Raw genomic sequence first — 21,341 nt, forward strand, 5'->3', positions numbered from 1 at the left:
ATGACTGGACCGGTCCGTGGTGCTCGTGTCGCCGGCGTCTCGATCGACTGTGCGGACCACCGAGCGTTGGCGACGTTCTACGCTCGACTGCTCGGCGGTCACGTCGACTGGGTGACCGACAGCGCCGCGGGGGTGACGGCAGGGAGCTACACGCTGATCGCCCAACGGGTCGCGCCGTACCGGAAGCCGGTCTGGCCGGGATCCTCGGTCGTCCATCTCGATCTCACGTGCCGGCGGGATGACCTCGACGCGTTCGCAGAGCACGCGCAGGCGTGCGGGGCGGTGCTGGCGCCCGAGCAGTTCGATGATCGCTGGGTCGTGATGCTCGACCCAGCCGGCCATCCCTTCTGCCTGACTCCCATCGTGTCCGAGGACCCGCAGGCCGATCGGCATCGGGACAGTTCCTCGGAACGCTCCTGAACCGCTCGGCGGATGATCCGGCACCCCGGCACCCCGGCACCCCGGCGCCCCGGCACACCCCGCGTCACGGGCCGCTCCTACGGGAGCATCTGGTGGAACAGGGTGACCGACCGCGTGATGCCGATGACCGCGCCGATGACGACCACCGCGAGGGACACCCACAACGGCCACATCGCCCGCCCCGGGGCGACCTTGCGCACCACGACGTACCGGCCGATCACGTAGACGATCGACGACAGGAACGCCCACGGCCACGGGAACGGGCGGACGACACCGCGGCGCGTCAGCGCACGGTGGTCGAAGAACGCCAACAGCACGTTCGCGGCGTACAGGAGGAGACCCACGCCCTGCACGGCGAGGTACCCGGCGGTGTAGATCGACGTCGGGTCGACGGTCCGGACGTGTGACGGGCCGATGAACTCGTACCGGAAGTGCGGCTGGTAGGCGAGCAGCAGCGGTGTGGTGACCAGGGGGAGCAACGCCATGAGCCACACGAAGACCGTGTCGGTCCGCGTCGTGTCGGGAATCGGTGGACGGGGCGTCTGCGACGTCGGCGGTGCGAGGTGCTGCGTCCACTGCGCGCCGTCCCACCAGCGGGTCCCGTGGCTGCCGGACGGGTCCGGGTACCAGCCCGGCGGGGTGGCAGACGACATGGCAACTCCTCGAACGTGGACGGCGATCGGTTCAGCGTTCGACGCTAGACCGGCGTCGGTCGGGTCGGACCGTCCGGAAGATGACGAAGGATTCAGGTTCGGGGCCCGCCCAGTTCAGATCGGCGTCACGTCGTGGGCGCGGAAGAAGAAGCCGTCCTGCCCCGACGGGTACGGCTCGACGTCGAACCGAACGCGGTTCCCCGGCTGCAGCGTGTGGTACCCGTCCATGCTCAGGTTCGCGAAGTGCGCGAACACTTCCGACTCGACGTCGTCCGAACGGAGCGCACCCCAGCCGTCCTCATCGCTCCACCAGACGCACGTTCCCTCGACGTTCCGCATGGGCAGACGCTACCGCGCAGCGGCGCGGTCAGGACCGGCCGAGCCAGATCGGGTTGGAGAGTGCCGCCATCGCACCGAGCTGGACGTCGGGTCCCATCGCGGTTCCGTTGCCTGCGCTGCCGTCGCTCCTCGGATGGCGGACCTCCACGCGGACGTACGCCGCGAGCGACGGCGTCGTCGTCCAGGTGATCGTCCCCAGCCCACTGGGCGGAAGCGAGGTCTGTTGCATCTGCCCTTCGTCGGTCATGAACCGGACGACGCCCGAGGGCACGCCCCGGACCGTGACCGTGACCGTGACCCGCGCAGTGGTAGGTGCGGCGAGCCGCTCGCCGATGCCTGCCCGGTGTGCGCCTGCCGTCGCCAGGACGTCGAGGTCCACATCCGACGACTCCGCGATCCAGGAGTGCCCAACACGCAGTCCCGCAGTCAACGCGGTCGCTGCGAGCCGGTCTGCTCGGACGACGTTGTGGGGCAGGCCGACCACTTGCGGCTCACTGTGCGCGTCGCTGTTGCCCATCGCCGGGAGCCAGCCCTGTCCTGTGCGAGCGTGGGTGACGAGCATGCCGTCCCACATCTCCACCGCCATCTCGTCGTCGATGGTCCAGGGGCCGTTCCAGACTTCGAGGGCGTCCGCGTCGTCGTAGCCGAACTTCCATCGGCAACCGACGTACGGGCAGAACGGGTGTGCGGGCACGACGATCCCGCCTGCTCGTCGGATCTGCCGGGCGGCGCGGGGGAGTGCGTCGTCTCGGGAGCGGTACCGCCAGTCGATCCAAGTGGAGGGAGCGATGCCGAGCGCGAGGTAGTGGCCGTTGCGGGTGGTGACCTCCTCGCCGGTGACGATGAGGAGGTCGTCTCCGGCGAGCGGACCCCACACGGCGTGCGCGGACGACGTGTTGTGGTCGGTACTGACGATGAAGTCGAGTCCGGCGGTGCGCGCCGCCGCCGCGAGCTCCTCGGGTGTGCGCTTCCCGTCGGAGTGGACGGTGTGCACATGCGCGTCACCTCGGTACCAACCCGCGCCCGTGCCCGCAACGGACTGCGGCGGGTACGCCGGACGGAACGGGGCGTCCGGCGTCCCGAAGTCGAGCGTCACCTGCACCTCGTAGTCCAGGCCCTGCGGAGCGATCTGGTACGGCCCGAGTGCGACGTGCCAGGTGCCCTTCCCGACCGGACCGGGAAGGTAGCCCGGCGTGGCGTCCGACGCGCTGATGGTGAACTCGGTGCGGGCGCCTCCTGACCAGCCTCGGAACCCCGGACTGCTGACGTCGATGCCGCGCTGGTCGAAGGCGCCGATGTCGCACGAGTTGCCGGGCACACCGTCGGCGACCGGAGGTCGGTCGTAGGAGTAGCGCACGGTGATCCGCCGCGCCCCGGACGGCACCACGACGGGCAGGTAGACCCAGTCCGCCGCTCCGTTCGCGAGGTGGCCGGTGATCGTCTTCGTCTGCACGGCGGGTGTTCGTGTCGTCGCGACGGCCGGGTCGAAGGACATCGCATCGAGCACGACGGCGGTTCCGGCCACGGCGCCGGCGGTGAGGACGGTGCGTCGAGTGAGCGAGTGAGCCATGTGCCCGATGGTTCACAGGTGGAATGAACCCGGTCTGAATGGTGACTTGCGGCGACGTGAAGAGCGGACGCCCCCGAAGCGTGAAGCCGCATGACTTCTGCTGCAGCTGCCCGGCCGGCCGGGTCCGGACCTACGCTCGTGCCGTGAGCGAGATCGGTGAGCCTGAGCCCGCGCCGCCGGGGACGTGGACGACGAGGTACCGGATTCCGGTCGCTGTCGGAAGCGGCTTCCTGACCCTGCTGTGCTGCTGGCTGCTGTTCACCGGCGGGACGACGGAGAAGTGGGTCGGCGGGGTCGGGCTGGTCGCTCTCGTGCTCTGGGTGTTCGTGTTCCGGATGCTCCACCGCCGCGGCTACTGAGCTCGTCGTGGCTGCGACGGGTCTCCTCACGACGAGCGTCGCGATCCTGGTCGGGACGGTCGCGCTCTTCGTGTGGCGTGCGCGGAACCCGGTCTGGGTCCGTGACGCGCAGCTCACCCAGAACGCCAGCCCCGTGACCAGCGTGCTCCTGCTCGCGCTCGGCGTCCTCGTCGCCGCGGTCGTCCTCGCCTTCGGGATCATCTTGATCAGGACCGGCCACAGCGTCGTCGGGTGGGCGATGGTCTGTCTCGCTGCGGCCAGGCTGGTGCACGCATCGGTCGCCGTCTGGATCCGACGACGCCCGCTGTCGTGATGGCGTCCGCGACCGAAGGTTCGGGGCAGATCGGCTTCCGGCACGCTCGTTCCCGTACCTCGTAGGGTGGCTCGGTGGCCGCACCTGCCGAGGAACCCGCCGTCGTGACGATCGTGAAACGGAAGCGTCCCGAGGGCACGCGGTCGTGGCGAGGGTACGTCGTCGCCGTCGACGAGCGCGGGACGTGGGTCTTCACCCCCGCAGGGAGTACCCACACCGGCACCGATCGTTCCGGTCTGACCTCGACCTGCGAGGTCGCGCAGGACGACCAGGGACGGGGGCGGCATTCGATCGTCCTGCTTCCCCACGCTGCTTGGTTCGTCGCGCACTGGGTGCTCGACTCGGAGTACGTCGTGCACGTCGACATCGCAACGCCGCCAGCGCGGTCCGGTGCGGTCTGGTCGTTCGACGACCTCGAGCTCGATCCGCTGCTCCTGCAGGACGGCTCCTTCGTGGTTGATGACGAAGACGAGTTCGCCGCCGCCTGCGCGGACGGCCGCATCTCCGGGACCGAGCGCGAGGCCGCGTTGCTCGCTGTCGAAGCACTGCGGATCGAGTTCGTCAGTGGGGCGCTGGTGACCGACGGTCGTGATCACCTCCGTGCAAGCGCCGCGCGCCCGCTCGCACGGCTGTGATCGCCAGCCAGCCAGCCAGCCAGCCAGCCAGCCAGCCAGCCACCCAGCCAGCCACCCAGCCAGCCACCCAGGCAGCCAGCCACCAGCCCGCCAGCCGGCCAGCCCTGACTCTGGCACCGGTTGTTGACCGTGCAGTCAGTTCGGGCGTACCTTGACTGTATGGTCAAGAGCGAGGCACACAGCGGACCTGCTCCCTTGCGGGTCGCCGGGGCCTTCGTGTGGTCGTACGTCGCCCTCGTCGCCCTGACCCTGGTGGCGCTGCTCGTGCTCAGCGTCGCTGGTCCGCCGGATGCGAGCGCGAACGCCTGGGGGCACGCCGTGGTCGTCGCGGTGTTCGCCGTCGTCCTTCCGCTTCGACTTCGTGGCGCTCGCGCGGGGAAGCGGAGCGCGGTGCGCGCTCTGGGGCTCATCGCAGCCGCGTTGTTCGTGGTGAACGTGGTCGAGGCGCTCATCCCGTCGTTCGTCCCCGGATGGATGCGACTCGAGATGCTCGTGATCGCCGTGCTGATGGTCGGCATCGTGCTCGACGTCACTCGGTGGGCCGTCCGGAGGCGCTGACCGATGCAGGAGGCAGTCATCGACGGAGCAGGTGGCCGGAAGCGCCGGAGTCCCGACGAGCGGCGGCAGGAGATCATCAGTGCCACGACCGCCCTGGTTGCCGAGTCCGGGTACGCCAACGCGACCCTGACCGAGATCACCCAGCGAGCCGGGGTGTCGAAGGGGCTCCTCTGGCACTACTTCCGCGACCGCGACGACCTCATGCACCGAGCGGTCGCGTTCCTCGCGGGGGAGTTGCGGGCTGGACTCGTCGCGGATGTGGACGTCACGGCTCCAGCGGTCGACGTGATCCGCGCGGTCTTCACACGGACAGCGATGTTCACCCGAACGCATCAGCAGGAGATCGAGGCACTCGACCAGATCGTCCACAACCTCCGCACTTCTGACGGTCGACGTCGCATCACGACGCTCGACTACGAGGACATCTACGACGAACACGCGGCCCTCCTCGCCCGCGGCCAGTCCGAAGGCTCGATCCGGGCGGGGGACGTGCGCCTGTTCGCCGTCACCTACCAGTCGCTGATCGACGGGATGATCGGTCATCTGCAGGCGCACCCGGAGGTCGACCCGATCGGCTACTCCGACCAGGTCGCCACCGTGTTCCTCCTCGGCACAGCGCACCACGACCCGACCCGACGGTGAGGCGACGGCATGACCGGAACACACGGAGCTCGGATACGTCCGGCCACCCGCAGCGACGTCGGCCCGATCGACGCGGTCGAGACGGCGGCGTTCGGACACGAGGCCGACCACGTGAGACCACTCGTACACGCTCTCCGCAAGACCGAAGCGTCGGTGCTGGAACTCGTCGCCGAAGACGACGACGGAGAACTCATCGGGCACGTGATGCTGTCACGAGGATGGTTGGACGCGCCGGCGTCGCTGGTGACCGTTCGCGTGCTGAGTCCGCTCGCGGTCGCGCCCGATCGGCAACGCCAGGGCATCGGCCGTCGACTGATCGAACACGCGGTCGAGGACAGCGAGGAAGCGTTCAGCCCCGCCGTGTTCCTCGAGGGCGACCCGCGCTACTACGCTGCATCGGGCTTCGCGCCAGCGAGCTCACGCGGGTTCCGGTCGCCGTCGACACGGATCCCGGAACCTGCGTTCCAGGTCCGCACCCTCACCGCGTACGAGCCGTGGATGACCGGAACGCTGGTCTACCCGGAGGCCTTCTGGGCGACGGACACCGTCGGACTCCGACGACGACCGCTTCCCTGAGGACTACCGACCCCGCACCTCGAGGAACCCGAGCGCCAGGCGAACCGTCTCCTCGAGCCGCTGCGTGCTGTCGACGACGAGTCGGTCATCGGTGCGGGGCTCGTACTCATCGGCGGTGCGCTGCACCTCGTCCCACGTCGGCAGCGTGAACCCGGGGATGTCGTTCGCGCGCTCCTCCACGCGGCGACGGTGTTCGTCGACGTCCGGACACGTCACCTCGATCAGGCGGAGCGGGACCCCGGCGGCGTCCGCCGTCGCCACCCAGCCGGCCCGAGCGGCCTCGACGCCGCTCACCGCGTCGGCGATGACCATCCGGCCGCGCCGCAGGTTCGGCACCGCGATCGCGTGCATGACCGAGTACGCGGCGATCCCGGACTGGTCGCGCGGGATCCCGTACTTCCACATCGCGCCCTCGATCGCATCGACGCGCAACGTCAGCGCGGGCACACGCTCCGCGATCGCAGCGGACAACGTCGACTTCCCCGCACCGGGGAGACCACAGACCTGGACCAGCATCGACAACCCCTTCGTCAGCATGCGTCGCCTGTCTACCGTCCGACGGTCCGTCGCGTTGTCAAACCGAGGGCATCGGCGCCCACCCGAGTTCCGGCCCGAGACGCTCCGCGATGTCCGTGATGATCTGGGCGTAGTCGTCGGGCTCGAACGAGAACGGCAGCGCGAAGGCGACCTCGGTGACCGCCTGGTACCCGGCGTCGGCGCGCAGGCGGTCGGCGATCTCGACGGAGGGACCGACGAGGTCGGCGGCGAAGAGCATCCCCGCCGGCCCCTGCGGCACGCCGACGCGTCCCGAGCGCCCGTCGACGTACGCGCGGTAGCGGGCCTCCTGCTCGGACGTCGCGGTGTCGGTCGGGATGACCACCAGGCCCTGCGAGACCCGCGCGGCGCCGGGGTCGGGGTGGACGTCGAGGTAGGCGTCGATCTGCGCCCGCTGGTTCGTGGCGAAGTCCGTGCCGACCTCGCTGCGCGTCACGCTCGAGGTCAGCAGGTGGAAGCCGTTCTCGCCGGCCCACACCGCCGACTTGGTGCTGCCGGTTCCGTACCAGATGCGGTCGGCCAGGCCGGCGCTGTGCGGCTGGACGGTCTGCGCGAACTCCTCGATGCCGCGCCGCTCGACGGTGTCGGTGACCGGGTCGCCGCGCACGAGGTCGCGGAACCGCAGCAGACGGTCGTTCCCGAGGTCCTCCTGGTCGGCGGTGTCGGGGTACAGCGCCTCGCGGTACAGGTCGTAGTGCATCGGGGTGCCGACCGAGGAGCCCGGGTTCAGTCGACCGCCCAGCAGGACGTCGACGGTGCCCAGGTCCTCGGCGAGCCGGAAGGGGTTCTCCGCGCCGATCGGCGTGACGGCGGTGCCGAGGTCGATCCGCGACGTCCGCTGCGAGGCCGCTGCCATCACCGCGACCGGGGAGGAGATGCCGTGCTGCAGGTGCCGGTGCCGCAGCCAGGCGCTGTCGAAGCCGAGTGCCTCGGCGCGCTCGACGACCCGGAGTGTGTCCTCGTGGCCCTCGGAGGGTCGGGCGGGGTCGAACGACCCGATGGTCAGGAAGCCGAGCCGTGCCAGGGGAGTTCCGTCGAGGGGCATGCTCCGATCGTGCCAGACCACGGGGAACAGCAGGAGGGCGTGCGCGGTGACGGCCTGGAGGCGCGGGGCGGGCCCGCACCGCGCCTCCAGGCCGTCAGCCGGTTGGGTCCAGGGCACGCGGCGGCGCGCGCGGGCCGCATCGCGGTCCCTCGAAGAGGGGACCGACGTTTACCGGACTGCCAGGTGAACGCGCATCTTCGGCCCCTAGGGTCGCGCCAAGCGCAAACGCGTGAACTCACTCGCATTGGTTGAAGGACCGATCCGTACCGGAAGGCGGTCCTGATGACCACCACTCCGCTCGCACCGGGTTACACCCGCACCACCCCTGGGACGGGGAGCCGCAAGGGCACCTCGACCTACTCTGCGCTCCTGGCGCAGGTGAAGGAGAACGGCCTGCTGCAACGTCGCACCGGGTTCTACTGGGCACTGTTCGGCTCCCTGGCCGGCACCCTCGCCCTCACCTGGGTCGCGTTCGCGTTCCTCGGCGACTCCTGGTTCCAGCTCATCGTGGCGGGCGCGCTCGGCGTGCTCTTCACGCAGTTCGCGTTCCTCTCGCACGAGGCCGCACACCGACAGGTCTTCGCGTCGCAGCGGTGGAACGACCACGCCGGTCGCTACATCGGCACGTTCCTCGTCGGCCTCAGCTACTCGTGGTGGATGAACAAGCACACGCGCCACCACGGCAACCCGAACACCGTCGGCAAGGACCCCGACATCATGCCGGACGGCGTCCGGTTCCTGCCGGAGGACGCCGCCGCCGTGCGCGGACCCCTGATGAAGACGTTCATGCGGTTCCAGGGCTGGCTGTTCTTCCCCCTGCTGACGCTCGAGGGCATCAACCTGCACCGGTACGCCGTGATGTCGGTCGTCACCGGCAACGGCACCAAGGCCGACGTCAAGCACCGCATCATCGAGGGCGCGCTGCTCGTGGCCCGCTTCGCCATCTACCTGACCGTCGTGTTCTGGTTCCTGCCGTTCGGCATGGCGTGCGCGTTCCTCGGGGTGCAGCTCGCCGTCTTCGGCGTGATGATGGGCGCCTCGTTCGCCCCGAACCACAAGGGCATGCCGACCATCGCGCACGACGCCAAGGTCGACTTCTTCTCCCGCCAGGTGCGCACCTCGCGCAACATTCGCGGCGGCTGGTGGGTCTCGTTCCTCATGGGCGGCCTGAACTACCAGGTCGAGCACCACCTGTTCCCGTCGATGCCGCGACCGGCGCTGAAGCAGGCCCGCCTGCTCGTCCGCGACCACTGCGACACGCTCGACGTGCCCTACACCGAGACCACGCTGTTGCGCTCGTACGGCATCGTCGTCCGGTACCTGAACCGGGTCGGGCTCGCCGCCCGTGACCCGTTCGCCTGCCCGATGGTCGCGCAGCTGCGCATCCACTGACGCCGTGCTGACGACCATGCCCACCGGCACCGTGAAGTGGTTCGACCACAACAAGGGCTTCGGCTTCATCACGCCGGACGACGGCTCGGAAGAGCTCTTCGCCCACTTCTCGAGCATCGTCGTGACGACGGGCTACCGCTCGCTCGAGGAGCACGACCGGGTCCGGTTCGACGTCGGACCCGGCAAGAAGGGCCCGGAAGCGGCCAACATCTCGATCATCCGCTGAACAGTCAGCAGCACCACCACAGCCGGGGTCCCCGCTGAGCCGAAAGGCGCAGCGCGGGCCCCGGCTGCGGTGTCTCGCCGGGATCGGCGGCTTCCCGCACCGGCCTCCGGAGCGGGCGCGGTGTCCGCGGAGCGCGGGTTACCGTCGGAGCAACCATCGTCCACCCCGCAGCATGGTGAGGGGACCACGTGCTCAGCTCCACCGATTCCCAGCCCTCCACGGCGTCGACGACGTCCACACCTTCCCGGACCGAGGGCGTCATCCCGGACACCTCGCTCCTCGACGCGCTGGCCGCGGTCGCCGAACGAGCTCCCGACTCCCTCGCGGTCGTCGACGAGCACGCCTCGATGTCGTACCGCGAGCTGCACCGGGTCGCCATGGCCATCGGCGCGGTCCTCGACGCACGACTCACGCCGGACGACCACAGCGGTCGCGGCGTCGGGGTCGAACCCGGCGGCGCGTCCGTCCCGGTCGGGGTGATGGTCTCGCACAACGCGGAGTCCGTCGTCGCGATCCTCGGGATCGTCCACGCCGGCCGCACCGTGGTCGCGCTCGACCCGTTCCTCCCCGAGGCCCGGCTCCACCACGTCGTGACCCTCGCCGGCATCGTCGACGTCCTCGTCGACGATGAGCACGCCGAGCAGGCCGCGGCGCTCGTCGCCGACCCGAGCTCGATCGTCCCGCTCGCCGAGGTCCTCGGCGAGGCCCGAGCGATGGCCGACGGCGACGCCGACATCCCGACCGTGCCCGCCGCCGCGACCCGCGGTGGCCAGGACGCCCTCGACATCATCTTCACGTCCGGCTCGACCGGGGCGCCGAAGGGCGTCGTCGTGACGCACCGGCAGACCCTCGTCGACACGATCGCGCAGCGTTCGTCGTTCCGCCTGGAGCCCGCGGACCGGATCGCCTCGGTCCTGCCGCACGGCTTCGCCGCCGGGATCACGCTCGTGTTCTCCGCCCTGCTCGCCGGCGCGTCCGTGCACGTCGCCGACCCTCGGCGCACCGGCATCGACCGCCTGGCGACCTGGGTCCAGCGATCGGCGCTGACCACGCTGCACACGACCCCGCACCTGGTGCGCTCCCTCGTCGGCGGTCTCGACCGCACCGACGACCGGCTGCGCGGTCTGCGGCTCGTCGCGACCGTGGGCGAGGCCGTGACCGGCACGGACGTCTCCGCCCTCCGCCCGCTGCTCGGCGCGACCACGTCGTTCTGCAACTGGACCGGTTCCAGTGAGACCTGCGTGTACGCCGTCAACGAGATCGCCGCCGGGGACCCGATCCCCGAGCGGAGCATCCCCTCCGGCCACATCGTCGTCGGCAAGCGCATCGAGGTCCGTCGTCCGGACGGGTCCCTCGCCGACATCGGCGAACCCGGCGAGGTCGTCTGCGTCTCCGACGCCATGACGAGCGGCTACTGGGGCGCTCCGGAGCAGACCGCGAAGCGCGCCGGCACCGCTCCGGACGGCACCCCGACCTGGGCGATCGGCGACCTCGGACGCTTCGACGAGGACGGGAAGCTGACGCTGCTCGGCCGTGCCGACGACGCCGTGAAGGTCCGCGGCTACCTGGTCGAGCCGAGCGAGGTCGAGGCCGCGCTCCGCACCGTCGACGCCGTGCACGAGGCCGTGGTTGTCGCCGTGAAGGCACCGCCCGCCCCGACCCGACTCGTCGCCTACGTCGTCACCAGCCAGGGTCGGCGTTCACCGTCACCCGCGGCGCTCCGGAAGGCGCTCCGCGACCTGCTGCCGGACTACATGGTGCCGACGAGCATCGTGCCGATGCCCGCCCTGCCCCGCAACGAGCGCGGCAAGGTCGACCGCGCCGCCCTGCCCGAGGCGCCGGCACTCGGCACCACCATCGGCGAGGACGGCCAGGCGCTCGCCGAGGACACCTACGACCAGTGGGAGCTCGCCGTCGGCCAGATCTGGGCCGAGGTGCTCGGGCTGCCGACCGTCGGCCCGCTCCGGCTTCCGGCCGTCGGGCTCGACAACGACTTCTCCGCGCTCGGCGGCGACTCGCTCACCGCCGAGGAACTCCTCGCAGCCGTGAGCGACCGCCTCGGGGTGGACCTGCCGTCGTCCGAGCTCCTCGAGCACCCGACGCTCCGGACCTTCACGGCCCGCATCCGTCAGGGATCCGTGGCCAGCCCGAGGCACCCGGACATCGTGACGCTCGCGCAGCGGTCCGAGGGCACCGGTGCGCCGGTGTTCTGCGTCGCCGGCGCGGGGGCACTCGCCCTGACGTACGTCCCGCTCACCCGGCGCCTCGGCGACCGGCCGGTGTACGCGTTCCAGCAGCACGGGCTCGAGCGCCGCTCGGTGCCGGACTGGAGCATCCGCGCCATGGCCCGCCGCTACATCGAGCTCATGCGCATCGCACAGCCGAGCGGCCCTTACACGATCGTCGGGCACTCGTTCGGTGGACTCGTCGCGGTCGAGATGGCCGCCCTGCTGACCGCCGCCGGCCAGCAGGTCAGCCGGGTCGTCCTCCTCGACACCTACCTGCCCGAGCAGGCCGCCGACCAGGCCGACGTCGTCGAGTTCGGCGAGCTCGACCTCGGGCGCGCCCGTTCCGGTCGCGGTCTGGGCCTGGCACGGGCCGTCGTCGACCGCACGAGCGCGTTCCGCAAGCGCGTCGTCGCTCCCTTCGGCGAGGTCGGTCGGCACGCCCGCGCGTACGGCGCCGGCGTCGTCCGGTGGCAGGGGCAGCGCCAGTTCCGGGCGTTCTTCGACCACGCGCTCGTCGTCTCCCGCGGGTACCGCCCGCCGGCGTTCGACGGTCCGGTCACCCTCGTGATCGCCGACGGCAACGAGACCGGCAGTGCACGGTGGGCGCCGTTCCTCCGTGGCGAGGTGGACGAGGTGCGCATGCACTGCGAACACAGCTCGGTCCTGCGCGAGCCGCACGTCGAGGAGCTCGCGGCAGCGCTCGCCGAGCGCTTCGAGGCGGACGCCGCGGCGCTCGCGGGCTGAGCAGCGGTGCCCGTTCCTTCCCATCACGCGTGCAGTAGGAAGCGGAATCGGGCGTAGGGAGTCGGAACTTCCGACCTCCTACGCCCGAATCGACCGACCACGCCCGGAACGGCCTACTTGATGCCGGTGGACGCGATGCCCTGCACGAACTGCCGCTGGAACGCCAGGAACACCACGAGCAGGGGCAGCACCGTCACGGTCGCGATCGCCATGACCGCGCCCCACGGCGAACTGAACGCCGGGTTGTTCGTCAGCGTGGACAGGGCCACCGGCACGGTGAGGTTCTCGTTCCCCTGCAGCACGACCAGCGGCCACAGGAAGTCGTTCCACCGGGTCATGAACCCGAGGATCACGAGCACCCCGACGAGCGGTCCGCAAGTGGGGAGCACGACGCGGAAGAACGTCTGGAACTCCCCGGCTCCGTCCAGGCGCGCCGCTTCCATGAGTGCGTCCGGTACGCCGAGCATGAACTGCCGGGCGATGAAGATCCCGACGACGTCGAACACCGTCGGCAGGATGACCGCCCAGGGGGAGTCGACGAGCCCGAGCTTCGCGACGACGAGGAAGCTCGGCACGATCGTCACCTGGATCGGGATCATGATCGTCACGAGGAACGCCGCGTACAGCAAGCCGCGGCCGCGGAACCGGAACTTCGCCAGCGCGTAGCCCGCCATCAGCGACACGACGACGCTCAGGGCGGTACCGACCGAGGTGATGAGCGCCGAGTTGCCGAGCCACCGCCACACCGGCTGCGTGGCGAACACCTGCGCGTAGTTGTCGAAGGTCGGGTCCGCGGGGAAGAGCGTGAACGTGCTGCTCTGCGACTGGCCGCCCGGCGCCAGCGCCGAGACGATCATCCAGTAGAGCGGGAACACCATGACGATCGCCAGGGCGGAGAGCCCGGCGACGAGCAGCCACCGGCCGGGGCGGCGCCGGGAGCCAGGACGGAGTGCACGGGTTTCGAGGACGGCCATCAGAGCATCTCCTCCGCCTTGCGGTTGGCTCGCTGCCGGAGCAGCGTGAACACGAGCAGGATGGCGACGAGCACCAGTCCGAGCGCCGCGGCGTAGCCCATCCGGGCGTCGATGAACGCCGTGCGGAACACGTACTGGATGAGCACCGTCGTGGAGAACCCGGGGCCGCCGCCGGTCATCACGTAGATCACGTCGAACGACTGCAGCGAGAACACGACGTTGAGGATGAGCAGGATCGACGTCGTCGGGCGGAGGAGCGGCCAGGTGATCGTCCGGAACCGGACCCAGCGGGATGCCCCGTCGATCGCGGCGGCCTCCTTCAGCTCGGCGGGGACGGACTGCAGCGCGCCGAGGTAGATGACCATGCAGAAGCCGATCCGCGTCCACACGACGACGAGAACCAGGGTCGCCATCGCCCATCCGGGTGCGGTCAGCCACGGCACCCGACCGAGACCGAGGGCCTCGAGCAGGTTGTTCGCGACGCCGTAGTCACCGTTGAAGATCCACGACATGATCACGCCGACGACGACACCCGCGGCCACCATCGGCACGAAGAACAGCGCGCGGAAGACCCCGCGGCCGGGGAGCGGCCGGTTGAGTGCCACCGCGAGCGCCAGGCCGATCGCCATCGAGGTCGGCACGGTGCCGATCGTGAACACGAGTGTGTTCTTCAGCGCGGTCGCGATGAGCGGGTCGGACCCCATCGCCGCGAAGTTGCCGGCGCCGACCCAGTCCCCGTCGCTGACGGACGTGCTGCTGTCGCGGAGGCTCAGCAGGATCGCCACGATGATCGGTACGAGCGAGAATCCGAGGAACAACAGGCCGGCGGGCCCGATGAAGACGTACGGGACGAAACGGCCGCCTCGCTTCCGCGTCCGGTCGGCGGCAGGGACGCCACCCGTCGGCGTTCTCGGCGTGGTGCGCACGGGCGCGGTCTCAGTTCGCAGTGACACTGCGCATCGCCTCCATCATCTGGCTCGAAGCCTCCTTCGGGCGGAGCTGCCCGAGGAGACACAGGTCGAGGTAGTCGGCGAAGACGGCGTTGAGGGACGAGAAGTACTGCCCGCTCTCCGCCTTCACCATGGAGAGCGGGATCGTGGCGCCCTGGTCGATGAACTGCTGCATGGTGTCGCTGTGCGCTTCGTAGCCGATGTCGGCTGCGTCGAGTGACTTCCGGGCGGGGAGCCAGTTGCCGTTGTGGCAGAACTCCTCGATCTTCGCCCGGCTGGTGATCATCACGACGAGCTCGGCGGCGAGCTCCGGGTACTTGCTCGACTTCGTCACCGCGAGAGCGTTCCCCCCGAGGTCGCTGGCCTCGCCGGTGTTCCGCACCATCGGCGCGGTGCCCCAGTTGTCCGGGAGTTCCTGGTCGAGCTGCGTCATCGGTTCCGGATTGTTGAGCATCATGCCGATCTGTCCGGTCATGAAGAGGTCCCGGGCGACGTCCCCACCGCCGGTCTTGCTGAGGTTCCCGGTGGTGGCGAGCCCCTCGGCGTACCACTTCCGGCCGAACTCGAGCGCGCCGATCGCCTCCGGGGTGTCCATCGACGGGGTGGCGCCGTCGTCCCCGAGGAAGGCGCCGCTGTTCTGGTAGACGAACGGCAACCAGCGGTACGCGGTCTCCGGGCCGCTCCAGCCGTAGCCGAAGGCGTACCTGCCGGTGACCTTCTTGACCTCGCGCGCGATCTCGAGGAACTCGTCCCAGCTCCACGCGTCGGCGATCGCCGTCGGCGGGGTCACCCCGACCTGCTGCATGACGTCGCGGTTGTAGTAGGTGATGAAGTTGTCGGTGTGCTGGAACACTCCGAAGACACCGTCGTTCCGCGCACCGATCGCCCAGAACGGCTTCGTGTAGTCGGACTGGTAGTCGGCGGGGATGTGCCCGCTGATGTCCACCAGGCTGCCGTTCGCGGCGTACCGGCCGATCTGCTGCGGGGTGATCCGGATGATGTCAGGAGCGAGGTCGGCCGCCAGACGCGTGATGAACCACTGGTGGAACTGACCGGTCGTGACCTCGACGGAGACGCTCGTTCCGGGGTGCTTCGCGACGAACTCGTCGGCGATCGACTGGTAGCTGGTGATGTCGGTCGGGATGTTCCAGGTCGACAGGCGGATGTGCTTCGTTCCGCCGTGGCCGGCGGTTCCCTGGCCGGCGCACGCTGCGAGCGCGCCGACCATCGAGATCCCGGCGAGGGCGAGGAACCCCCGTCTGGCGAGCTGCGGGGATGGTCGGGTCGGCATGGTCCTCTCCTTTGAGGTCGTGGTGCCGTGTCGTTCGGACGGGAGGCGCGGGGTGCGCGTACGGGGCGCCGCGCGTCCGACGTGGGGTCGCGTCCTGGACCCGACCCCACGTCGGGCGCGACGGTTCAGACGAGCGCGGGGCGGGCCTCCCGGTCGGCCACCGGTGGAGCGGTGACCGCGTCCGCCGGACGCAGCGACTCGGGGAGCAGTGCCGCGTGGGCATGCAGGAGCTCGTCGGTCATCTCCGCGATCCGGTCCAGGGTGAGGTGCGCCGCCGTCAGCGGGTCGAGCGCGACGGCGTGGTGCACGTGCTCGACGTTCCCGGTGAGCGCTGCACGAACCGCCAGGGTCTGCACGTTCGTGTTCGTGCGGTTGATCGCGGCGAGCTGCGGCGGGAGTTCGCCGAACGACGTCGGCTGCACGCCCTTGCCGTCGACCAGGCACGCGACCTCGACGCAGGCGTCGGACGGCAGGTTCTGGATGACGCCCGTGGCGTTCGGCACGTTGCCGTAGACCACCGCCGGCACACCGGTGACGATCGCGTTCACGATGCTCGCGCCGTACTCGACGCTCGGCGTCAGGTCGGCCTTGAGCTTCTCGAGTTGCGTGTCCACGTCACCCTGCTCGTCGTGCGCGAGGCAGATCTCGTAGTAGTCCCAGCGCTCCGGGATGTACTCCAGCACCGTCTCCGGGTCCTTGCGGAAGTACGGCACGTACTCGCTGGCGTGGTGGCTCGACTCGGTCTCGAAGTACCCGAACGAGCGCATCAGTTGGGCGCGGACCTGCTCGTTGCCGCCCTCGTAGTTGCTCGCCGCCGCGGCTGCCTCGCTGTGGTCGCCGTCGTCGTCGTGCAGGTCGGACGCCGCGATGCCCCGCTGGTGCTTCGCCGTCATCACCTCGCGCAGACGCGGGTACAGGTCTTCGCCGTTCCGCCGCGTGAACTCGAGGATCCATGCCTGGTGGTTGATGCCGGCACTGACGAACTCGACCTCCTCGTAGGGCACGCCGAGGGTGCGGGCGAGCATCCGGGTGGTCCCCTGCACGCTGTGGCAGAGGCCGACCGTGCGGAGGCCCTTCGCGTTGAGGAACGCCGTGGCCATCGCCATCGGGTTCGCGTAGTTGATGAACTGCGCGTCCGGGCAGAGCTCGAGGGCGTCGCGGGCGATGTCCTCGTACGCGCGCACCGACCGCAGGAACCGGAAGACGCCACCCGGGCCGACGGTGTCGCCGACGGCCTGGTCGATGCCGTACTTGCGCGGGATCTCGACGTCCCACTTGTACGACTCGACCCCGCCGACCTGGAAGGTGATGATGACGACGTCCGCGTCGGCGAGGGCTTCGCGGCGATCGGTGGTCTCGAGGACCTCGACCCCGAGGCCGTGGTGCGCGACGAGCTCCCGTGCGGCCCTCGCGGTACGGGCGACCCTGCCCGCGTCGAGGTCCATGAGGTGCAGCGTCGCGTCCTGCAGCGCCGGGAAGCTGACGAGGTCGCCGATGAGCCGGAACGGGAAGACGAAGCCGCCGGCGCCGATGATGGTGATCTTGGTCATGTCGTCACGCTACGAACGGCCCGGGGGCGCGGTCCTCCGGCTTCCGACGACGGGGTTCCAGGATCCTCCGACGGGTCCGGACGGCACAGGCGACCGCCGGACTGCCTGTCGTAGGCTCGGGCCCGTGCTCGACGTGGAGACGGTGGAAGCGGCGTACTGGAGCCATCGCGGCCCGGCCCCGCTCATGCCGTCATCGCACCGCCACGACGACCTCGAGATCAACCTGGTGCTCGACGGTCGGCTCGACTACCGCTTCGGCGGTGCACCCGTCAGCGTGCACGCCGGGGAGATCGCGCTCTTCTGGGGCTGGACCCCGCACCAGCTCGTCGGCGACGGCACCGGCCGGGGCGAGTTCCGGTGGGTGCACATCCCGCTTGCCGAGGTGCTCGCGTGGGGGCTGCCCGACCACGACCTCGGAGCGATGCTCCTGAACCGGCCGGTCGTCGTGCCGACCCACGCCGCCGGCCGGGACGTCGAGTCGATGCTCGGGTCGTGGCAGCGGGACTTCGCGGACGACGGAACCGAGATCATCGCGAACCTCGAGGCACAGGCGCTCGTCCGGCGGCTCCTCCGCCACCACCGGGACGCCGTCGACCTGCGCACCGGTGGCGGGCACGGCACCGCGGACGCCATGCACCGCGTCATCGACATGGTACGGTTCGTCGTCGACCGCTTCCGTGAGCCGATCGAGGTCGCGGACGTCGCCGAGGCCGCGCATCTCCACCCGCACTACGCGATGACGGTGTTCCGGCAGGACGTCGGCACCACGATCCTGGAGTACCTCACCCGGTGTCGCGTGGCCGAGGCCCAGCGGCTGCTCGCCACGACCTCGATGACCACCTCGGAGATCGCGCACGCCGCGGGCTTCGGTTCGCAGTCGAGCTTCTACGCGCACTTCACGAGGGCCTGCGGCGGGCCGCCCGGCGTGTACCGGGCACGGCTGCGCTGAGCGCGGTGGACCCGCGACGTTCCTTCCCATCACGCGTGCAGTAGGAAGCGGAATCGGGCGTAGGGAGTCGGAACTTCCGACCTCCTACGCCCGAATCGACCGACCACGCCCGCAACGGCCTAACCGCAACCAGCGCGGTCAGTTGATGATCTCGCCGCGCTCGTCGGCGCGGAGCACGGCCAGCCGGTCGCGCCATGCCTGCAGGGCCTCGGGCGTCAGCCGGGGCCAGTCGGTGACCTCGCGGACGACGCGGATCGGCTCGGCGCTGCGGTAGGAGCGGGTCGGGTTGCCGGGGAACTTCTTGTCGGTGACGTTGGGGTCGTCCTCGAAGGCACCGGTCGGCTCCACCTCGTACACGTGGGGGAGCCCGTCGCCCGCGGCGAGTTCGGCGGCCAACCCGGCACCGTCCGGCAGCGCGGTGAAGTAGACGTGGTTCATGACCACCTCGGGGCGGTAGTTCGAGCGGAACCCCGCGGTCAGCAGGGCACCGACGGCCAGGTCCGCCTTGGTGCCGTGGAAGAACGGGCCGTCGTCGAGTGCGTCGCTCACGGCGACAGGGTAGCGCCGCGCTCGCACACCCGCCCGGCATCCGCCAGGTCCCCCCGACGGTGCAGGCCGTCTCCACCCTTCGGAGGACGCGGCCGACCGTGCCCCGCCAGTAGCGTTGCCGCCGTGATCGAAGTCGAGCACCTCACCAAACAGTACGGTCCCAAGACCGCCGTCGACGACGTCTCGTTCGTCGTCCGGCCGGGCAGTGTGACCGGCTTCCTCGGGCCGAACGGCGCCGGGAAGTCCACCACGATGCGCATGATCATGGGGCTCGACCGCCCCACCGCGGGACGGGCGACGGTGAACGGCCAGCCGTACCGCAGCTTCCGTGACCCGCTGCGGCAGGTCGGCGCCCTGCTCGAGGCGAAGGCGGTGCACTCCGGCCGGAGCGCGTACAACCACCTCCTCTCCCTCGCGGCGACGCACGGCATCCCGAAGTCCCGCGTGCACGAGGTCATCGACATGACCGGCCTGGACTCGGTCGCGAAGAAGCGCGTCGGCGGGTTCTCCCTCGGCATGGGCCAGCGGCTCGGCATCGCGGCGGCGCTCCTCGGCGACCCGAAGACCCTCATCCTCGACGAGCCGGTGAACGGCCTCGACCCCGACGGCGTGGTGTGGGTGCGACAGCTCGCCCGCCGGATGGCCGCCGACGGTCGGACCGTCTTCCTGTCGAGCCACCTCATGAGCGAGATGGCACAGACGGCGGACCGCGTCGTCGTCCTCGGCCGCGGCAAGGTGCTGGCGGACGCCCCGATCGCCGAGTTCGTCGCCGGCGGCAGCGGCGGCGGCGGGGCCTCGCGCGTCGTCCTCCGGACGCCCGCCCCCGACCAGCTGTTCCAGGCGATCGGGTCGAACGCCACGGTGACCCCGCGCGAGGACGGCTCCTTCCTGGTGGTCGGGCCGGACGCCGTGACGGTGGGCAACATCGCCGCGCAGGTCGGCGTCCCGCTGCACGAACTCACCCCGACGGGCGCGAGCCTCGAGGAGGCCTACATGGCCCTCACCCGCGACGACGTCGAGTACCGATCGGAGGGCGACCGATGACCGCCACGAACGCGCCGAGCCGGAACCGGTCGGCCACGGTGCCGGACTCCGTCCGGCTCGGCTTCGGCCGCCTGGTCCGCAGCGAGTGGATCAAGCTCCGGAGCATCCGCTCCACCTGGTGGTGCTACGCCATCCTCGTGGCCGTGACCATCGGGATGGCGCTGCTCGTCGGGAGCGCGCTCGACCCGGGCGGCCCGCTCACGCAGGACCAGGCGAACGGCACCCTCGTCACGATCAACACCGCGAGCGTCTCCCTGACGGCCCTCGTCGTCGCGGTGCTCGGCGTGCTCATCATCACGGGCGAGTACGGCACCGGACAGATCCGGTCCACGTTCACCGCCGACCCCGGCCGGATCGGTGTGGTCGTCGCCAAGGCGGCCGTCCTCGCGGTCACGACCTTCGTGGTCAGCGCGGTCGCGCTCTGGATCGGCGTCGCGATCTCGGCTGCGCTGCAGGCCGGCAAGGGCGTGCACGCGGACCTCGCCGACCCGTCCGTCTTCATGCCGCTCCTCGGCGCGTCGGTGTACGTGACGCTCCTCGCGTTGCTCGCCTACGGCTTCGGCCTGCTCGTGCGGTCGAGTGCCGGCGGGATCGCGATCACCCTCGGCCTCCTGCTCGTCCTGCCCGGCGTGCTCTCGCTGGCGGCGGGCGTGATCAACGCGCAGTGGCTCTCGGACGTCGTCACGTTCCTGCCGGCTCAGGCCGGTGGGCAGCTGTTCGCCTTCTCGACCGGGGCGGACGCCCCGCAGCAGGCCGGCGTCGTCCTCGACGGGTGGGGTGGGTTCGCCGTCCTCCTGGCCGAGGTCGTCGTGGTGGGCGCCTTCGCGCTGACGGTCGTGCGCCGACGCGACGTCTGACGCGACCAGTCGACGGCCTGGAGGCGCGGTGCCAGCTGGCACCGCGCCTCCAGTCCGTCATCGCCGCAGGATCTCGTACCGGCGCATCGTGACGCCGCTGTCGAACGTCCGTTCCTCGAGCAGGTCCAGCAGCAGCGGCTGCTGGACCGCGTCGGCGGGGGAGTCGAAGAGCGGCCGCCCTGCGCCGAGCATCGCGGGGTGCGTGAAGAGCATCAGCTCGTCGAGCAGTCCCGCCGCGAGCAGCTGCGTCGCCAGGTGCGCGCCGCCCACGCCGATGTCGCCCTCGGACTCCTCGCGGAGCGCCCCGAGCCGGGCGATGGCGTCGTCGCCGATGATCGTCGTGTTGTGGTCGGCCGCCGTGCGGGAGCGTGACACGAGCACCTTCGGCATGGCCGTCCAGATCTCGCCGTACTCGCGCAGGTAGCCCGGGAGCGACTCGTCGGAGCGCGCCTCCGGCCAGAACGGGTCCATCATGTCGTGGATGATCCGGCCCTCGACGGCCATCGTCATCGCTGCCGCCCGCTCATTGAAGAACCGGTGCAGCTGCTCGTCGATGCGGAGCCACTCCGGGTCGCCGTCGTTGCCCTCGGTGCCCGGGCGCCCCTCGATGAAGCCGTCGAGCGACACGTTCATCCAGTACACGAATCGTGCGGGCACGTCGGACTCCTTCGTCTCGCGCTGAGGGTACGCCCGCTCCGCACCCGGTGCGAGGGTCGTTCGACACCGGAACCAAGCGTGACATCGTCACAGGGAAGTCATAGGGTGCCCCGTGTCGGCCCTGAACCCGCCGACGTCCACGGAACCCGCGAGCGGCCACGACGTCGTGCCCGCCCACCCGTGGTGCCCGACGCGACGGCACGCAGCGCTCTTCCAGCCGCGGCCGCCTCCAGACTCCCCGACTGCCTCTTCCGCGCAGCCGCAC

24 protein-coding genes are annotated in these 21,341 nt (G+C 70.5%); 13 read left to right on the forward strand and 11 right to left on the reverse strand.

Translation table 11 applies throughout. The features are described from left to right. Entirely contained in the window at window positions 1-420 is a 420-nt protein-coding gene (locus BIU96_RS17380) for a VOC family protein (protein ID WP_071293919.1), read from the forward strand. A 77-nt stretch (window positions 421-497) separates the two neighbouring features. On the opposite strand, the gene BIU96_RS17385 is transcribed toward BIU96_RS17380, so the two are convergent. From BIU96_RS17385 to BIU96_RS17395, 3 genes are all read right to left on the reverse strand, one after another. After that, complete coding sequence (locus tag BIU96_RS17385) at window positions 498-1,073, reverse strand: DUF2510 domain-containing protein (RefSeq protein ID WP_071293840.1); 576 nt, start codon at window positions 1,071-1,073, stop codon at window positions 498-500. A 114-nt stretch (window positions 1,074-1,187) separates the two neighbouring features. Then, window positions 1,188-1,412, reverse strand: coding sequence for a cold-shock protein (locus BIU96_RS17390; RefSeq protein WP_071293841.1), 225 nt, complete (start codon window positions 1,410-1,412; stop codon window positions 1,188-1,190). A gap of 28 nt (window positions 1,413-1,440) precedes the next feature. Then, the gene (locus BIU96_RS17395) at window positions 1,441-2,982 is read right to left on the reverse strand and encodes a CehA/McbA family metallohydrolase (protein ID WP_071293842.1); all 1,542 of its coding nucleotides are present in this window, start codon (window positions 2,980-2,982) and stop codon (window positions 1,441-1,443) included. A 143-nt stretch (window positions 2,983-3,125) separates the two neighbouring features. Between BIU96_RS17395 and BIU96_RS17400 the strand changes: the two genes are divergently transcribed. From BIU96_RS17400 to BIU96_RS17425, 6 genes are all read left to right on the forward strand, one after another. Further along, window positions 3,126-3,341 (forward strand): hypothetical protein, encoded by a 216-nt coding sequence (locus tag BIU96_RS17400; RefSeq protein ID WP_071293843.1) that lies wholly within the window; start codon window positions 3,126-3,128, stop codon window positions 3,339-3,341. Between the two features lie 7 nt (window positions 3,342-3,348). After that, on the forward strand, window positions 3,349-3,654 hold the full coding sequence (locus BIU96_RS17405; protein ID WP_071293844.1) for a hypothetical protein: 306 nt from the start codon (window positions 3,349-3,351) through the stop codon (window positions 3,652-3,654). Window positions 3,655-3,728: 74 nt separating this feature from the next. Then, window positions 3,729-4,289 carry a DUF402 domain-containing protein gene (locus BIU96_RS17410; protein WP_071293845.1) on the forward strand — a complete coding sequence of 187 codons (561 nt, stop codon included), beginning with the start codon at window positions 3,729-3,731 and terminating at the stop codon, window positions 4,287-4,289. 159 nt (window positions 4,290-4,448) lie between these two features. Continuing rightward, window positions 4,449-4,847: a hypothetical protein gene (locus BIU96_RS17415; protein WP_139200116.1), complete on the forward strand. Its 399-nt coding sequence runs from the start codon at window positions 4,449-4,451 to the stop codon at window positions 4,845-4,847. Window positions 4,848-4,850: 3 nt separating this feature from the next. Further along, entirely contained in the window at window positions 4,851-5,489 is a 639-nt protein-coding gene (locus BIU96_RS17420) for a TetR/AcrR family transcriptional regulator (protein WP_071293847.1), read from the forward strand. Window positions 5,490-5,498: 9 nt separating this feature from the next. After that, window positions 5,499-6,065 (forward strand): GNAT family N-acetyltransferase, encoded by a 567-nt coding sequence (locus BIU96_RS17425; RefSeq protein ID WP_083403040.1) that lies wholly within the window; start codon window positions 5,499-5,501, stop codon window positions 6,063-6,065. A 3-nt stretch (window positions 6,066-6,068) separates the two neighbouring features. On the opposite strand, the gene BIU96_RS17430 is transcribed toward BIU96_RS17425, so the two are convergent. Both BIU96_RS17430 and BIU96_RS17435 read right to left on the reverse strand, forming a co-directional pair. Beyond that, window positions 6,069-6,602, reverse strand: a complete 534-nt coding sequence (locus BIU96_RS17430) for an AAA family ATPase (RefSeq protein ID WP_083403041.1) — start codon at window positions 6,600-6,602, stop codon at window positions 6,069-6,071. Between the two features lie 37 nt (window positions 6,603-6,639). Further along, entirely contained in the window at window positions 6,640-7,665 is a 1,026-nt protein-coding gene (locus BIU96_RS17435) for an LLM class flavin-dependent oxidoreductase (RefSeq protein WP_071293922.1), read from the reverse strand. A 282-nt stretch (window positions 7,666-7,947) separates the two neighbouring features. Between BIU96_RS17435 and BIU96_RS17440 the strand changes: the two genes are divergently transcribed. From BIU96_RS17440 to BIU96_RS17450, 3 genes are all read left to right on the forward strand, one after another. Next, window positions 7,948-9,057 carry an acyl-CoA desaturase gene (locus tag BIU96_RS17440; RefSeq protein WP_071293848.1) on the forward strand — a complete coding sequence of 370 codons (1,110 nt, stop codon included), beginning with the start codon at window positions 7,948-7,950 and terminating at the stop codon, window positions 9,055-9,057. Window positions 9,058-9,073: 16 nt separating this feature from the next. Then, window positions 9,074-9,283 carry a cold-shock protein gene (locus BIU96_RS17445; RefSeq protein ID WP_071293923.1) on the forward strand — a complete coding sequence of 70 codons (210 nt, stop codon included), beginning with the start codon at window positions 9,074-9,076 and terminating at the stop codon, window positions 9,281-9,283. A gap of 188 nt (window positions 9,284-9,471) precedes the next feature. Further along, complete coding sequence (locus tag BIU96_RS17450) at window positions 9,472-12,255, forward strand: non-ribosomal peptide synthetase (protein WP_071293849.1); 2,784 nt, start codon at window positions 9,472-9,474, stop codon at window positions 12,253-12,255. Between the two features lie 113 nt (window positions 12,256-12,368). Here BIU96_RS17450 and BIU96_RS17455 read toward each other — a convergent pair whose 3' ends face one another. From BIU96_RS17455 to melA, 4 genes are all read right to left on the reverse strand, one after another. Next, on the reverse strand, window positions 12,369-13,229 hold the full coding sequence (locus tag BIU96_RS17455; protein ID WP_071293850.1) for a carbohydrate ABC transporter permease: 861 nt from the start codon (window positions 13,227-13,229) through the stop codon (window positions 12,369-12,371). Continuing rightward, entirely contained in the window at window positions 13,229-14,182 is a 954-nt protein-coding gene (locus BIU96_RS17460; protein WP_083403042.1) for a carbohydrate ABC transporter permease, read from the reverse strand. The genes BIU96_RS17455 and BIU96_RS17460 overlap by 1 nt, the downstream gene beginning before the upstream one ends. Then, the gene (locus BIU96_RS17465; RefSeq protein ID WP_254786229.1) at window positions 14,166-15,470 is read right to left on the reverse strand and encodes an ABC transporter substrate-binding protein; all 1,305 of its coding nucleotides are present in this window, start codon (window positions 15,468-15,470) and stop codon (window positions 14,166-14,168) included. Before BIU96_RS17465 ends, BIU96_RS17460 begins: the two co-directional genes overlap by 17 nt. A 125-nt stretch (window positions 15,471-15,595) precedes the next feature. Continuing rightward, window positions 15,596-17,020, reverse strand: a complete 1,425-nt coding sequence (gene melA, locus BIU96_RS17470) for an alpha-galactosidase (protein ID WP_071293852.1) — start codon at window positions 17,018-17,020, stop codon at window positions 15,596-15,598. Window positions 17,021-17,144: 124 nt separating this feature from the next. Here melA and BIU96_RS17475 point away from each other — a divergent pair, with 124 nt between their 5' ends. Next, window positions 17,145-17,969: a helix-turn-helix domain-containing protein gene (locus BIU96_RS17475; RefSeq protein WP_071293853.1), complete on the forward strand. Its 825-nt coding sequence runs from the start codon at window positions 17,145-17,147 to the stop codon at window positions 17,967-17,969. 138 nt (window positions 17,970-18,107) lie between these two features. Here the strand turns inward: BIU96_RS17475 and arr are convergent, their stop codons facing one another. Then, window positions 18,108-18,518, reverse strand: a complete 411-nt coding sequence (gene arr, locus BIU96_RS17480; protein WP_071293925.1) for an NAD(+)--rifampin ADP-ribosyltransferase — start codon at window positions 18,516-18,518, stop codon at window positions 18,108-18,110. Window positions 18,519-18,641: 123 nt separating this feature from the next. On the opposite strand from arr, the gene BIU96_RS17485 reads away from it, so the two are divergent. Together BIU96_RS17485 and BIU96_RS17490 are read left to right on the forward strand one after the other, a co-directional pair. Further along, window positions 18,642-19,562, forward strand: a complete 921-nt coding sequence (locus tag BIU96_RS17485; RefSeq protein WP_071293854.1) for an ABC transporter ATP-binding protein — start codon at window positions 18,642-18,644, stop codon at window positions 19,560-19,562. Then, window positions 19,559-20,419 carry an ABC transporter permease gene (locus tag BIU96_RS17490; RefSeq protein ID WP_071293855.1) on the forward strand — a complete coding sequence of 287 codons (861 nt, stop codon included), beginning with the start codon at window positions 19,559-19,561 and terminating at the stop codon, window positions 20,417-20,419. The genes BIU96_RS17485 and BIU96_RS17490 overlap by 4 nt, the downstream gene beginning before the upstream one ends. A gap of 57 nt (window positions 20,420-20,476) precedes the next feature. Here BIU96_RS17490 and BIU96_RS17495 read toward each other — a convergent pair whose 3' ends face one another. Beyond that, window positions 20,477-21,076, reverse strand: coding sequence for a dihydrofolate reductase family protein (locus tag BIU96_RS17495; RefSeq protein WP_083403044.1), 600 nt, complete (start codon window positions 21,074-21,076; stop codon window positions 20,477-20,479). Between the last annotated feature and the right edge of the window lie 265 nt (window positions 21,077-21,341).

It is taken from the genome of Curtobacterium sp. MCBA15_008 (genome assembly GCF_001865065.1).
Taxonomy (GTDB): domain Bacteria; phylum Actinomycetota; class Actinomycetes; order Actinomycetales; family Microbacteriaceae; genus Curtobacterium.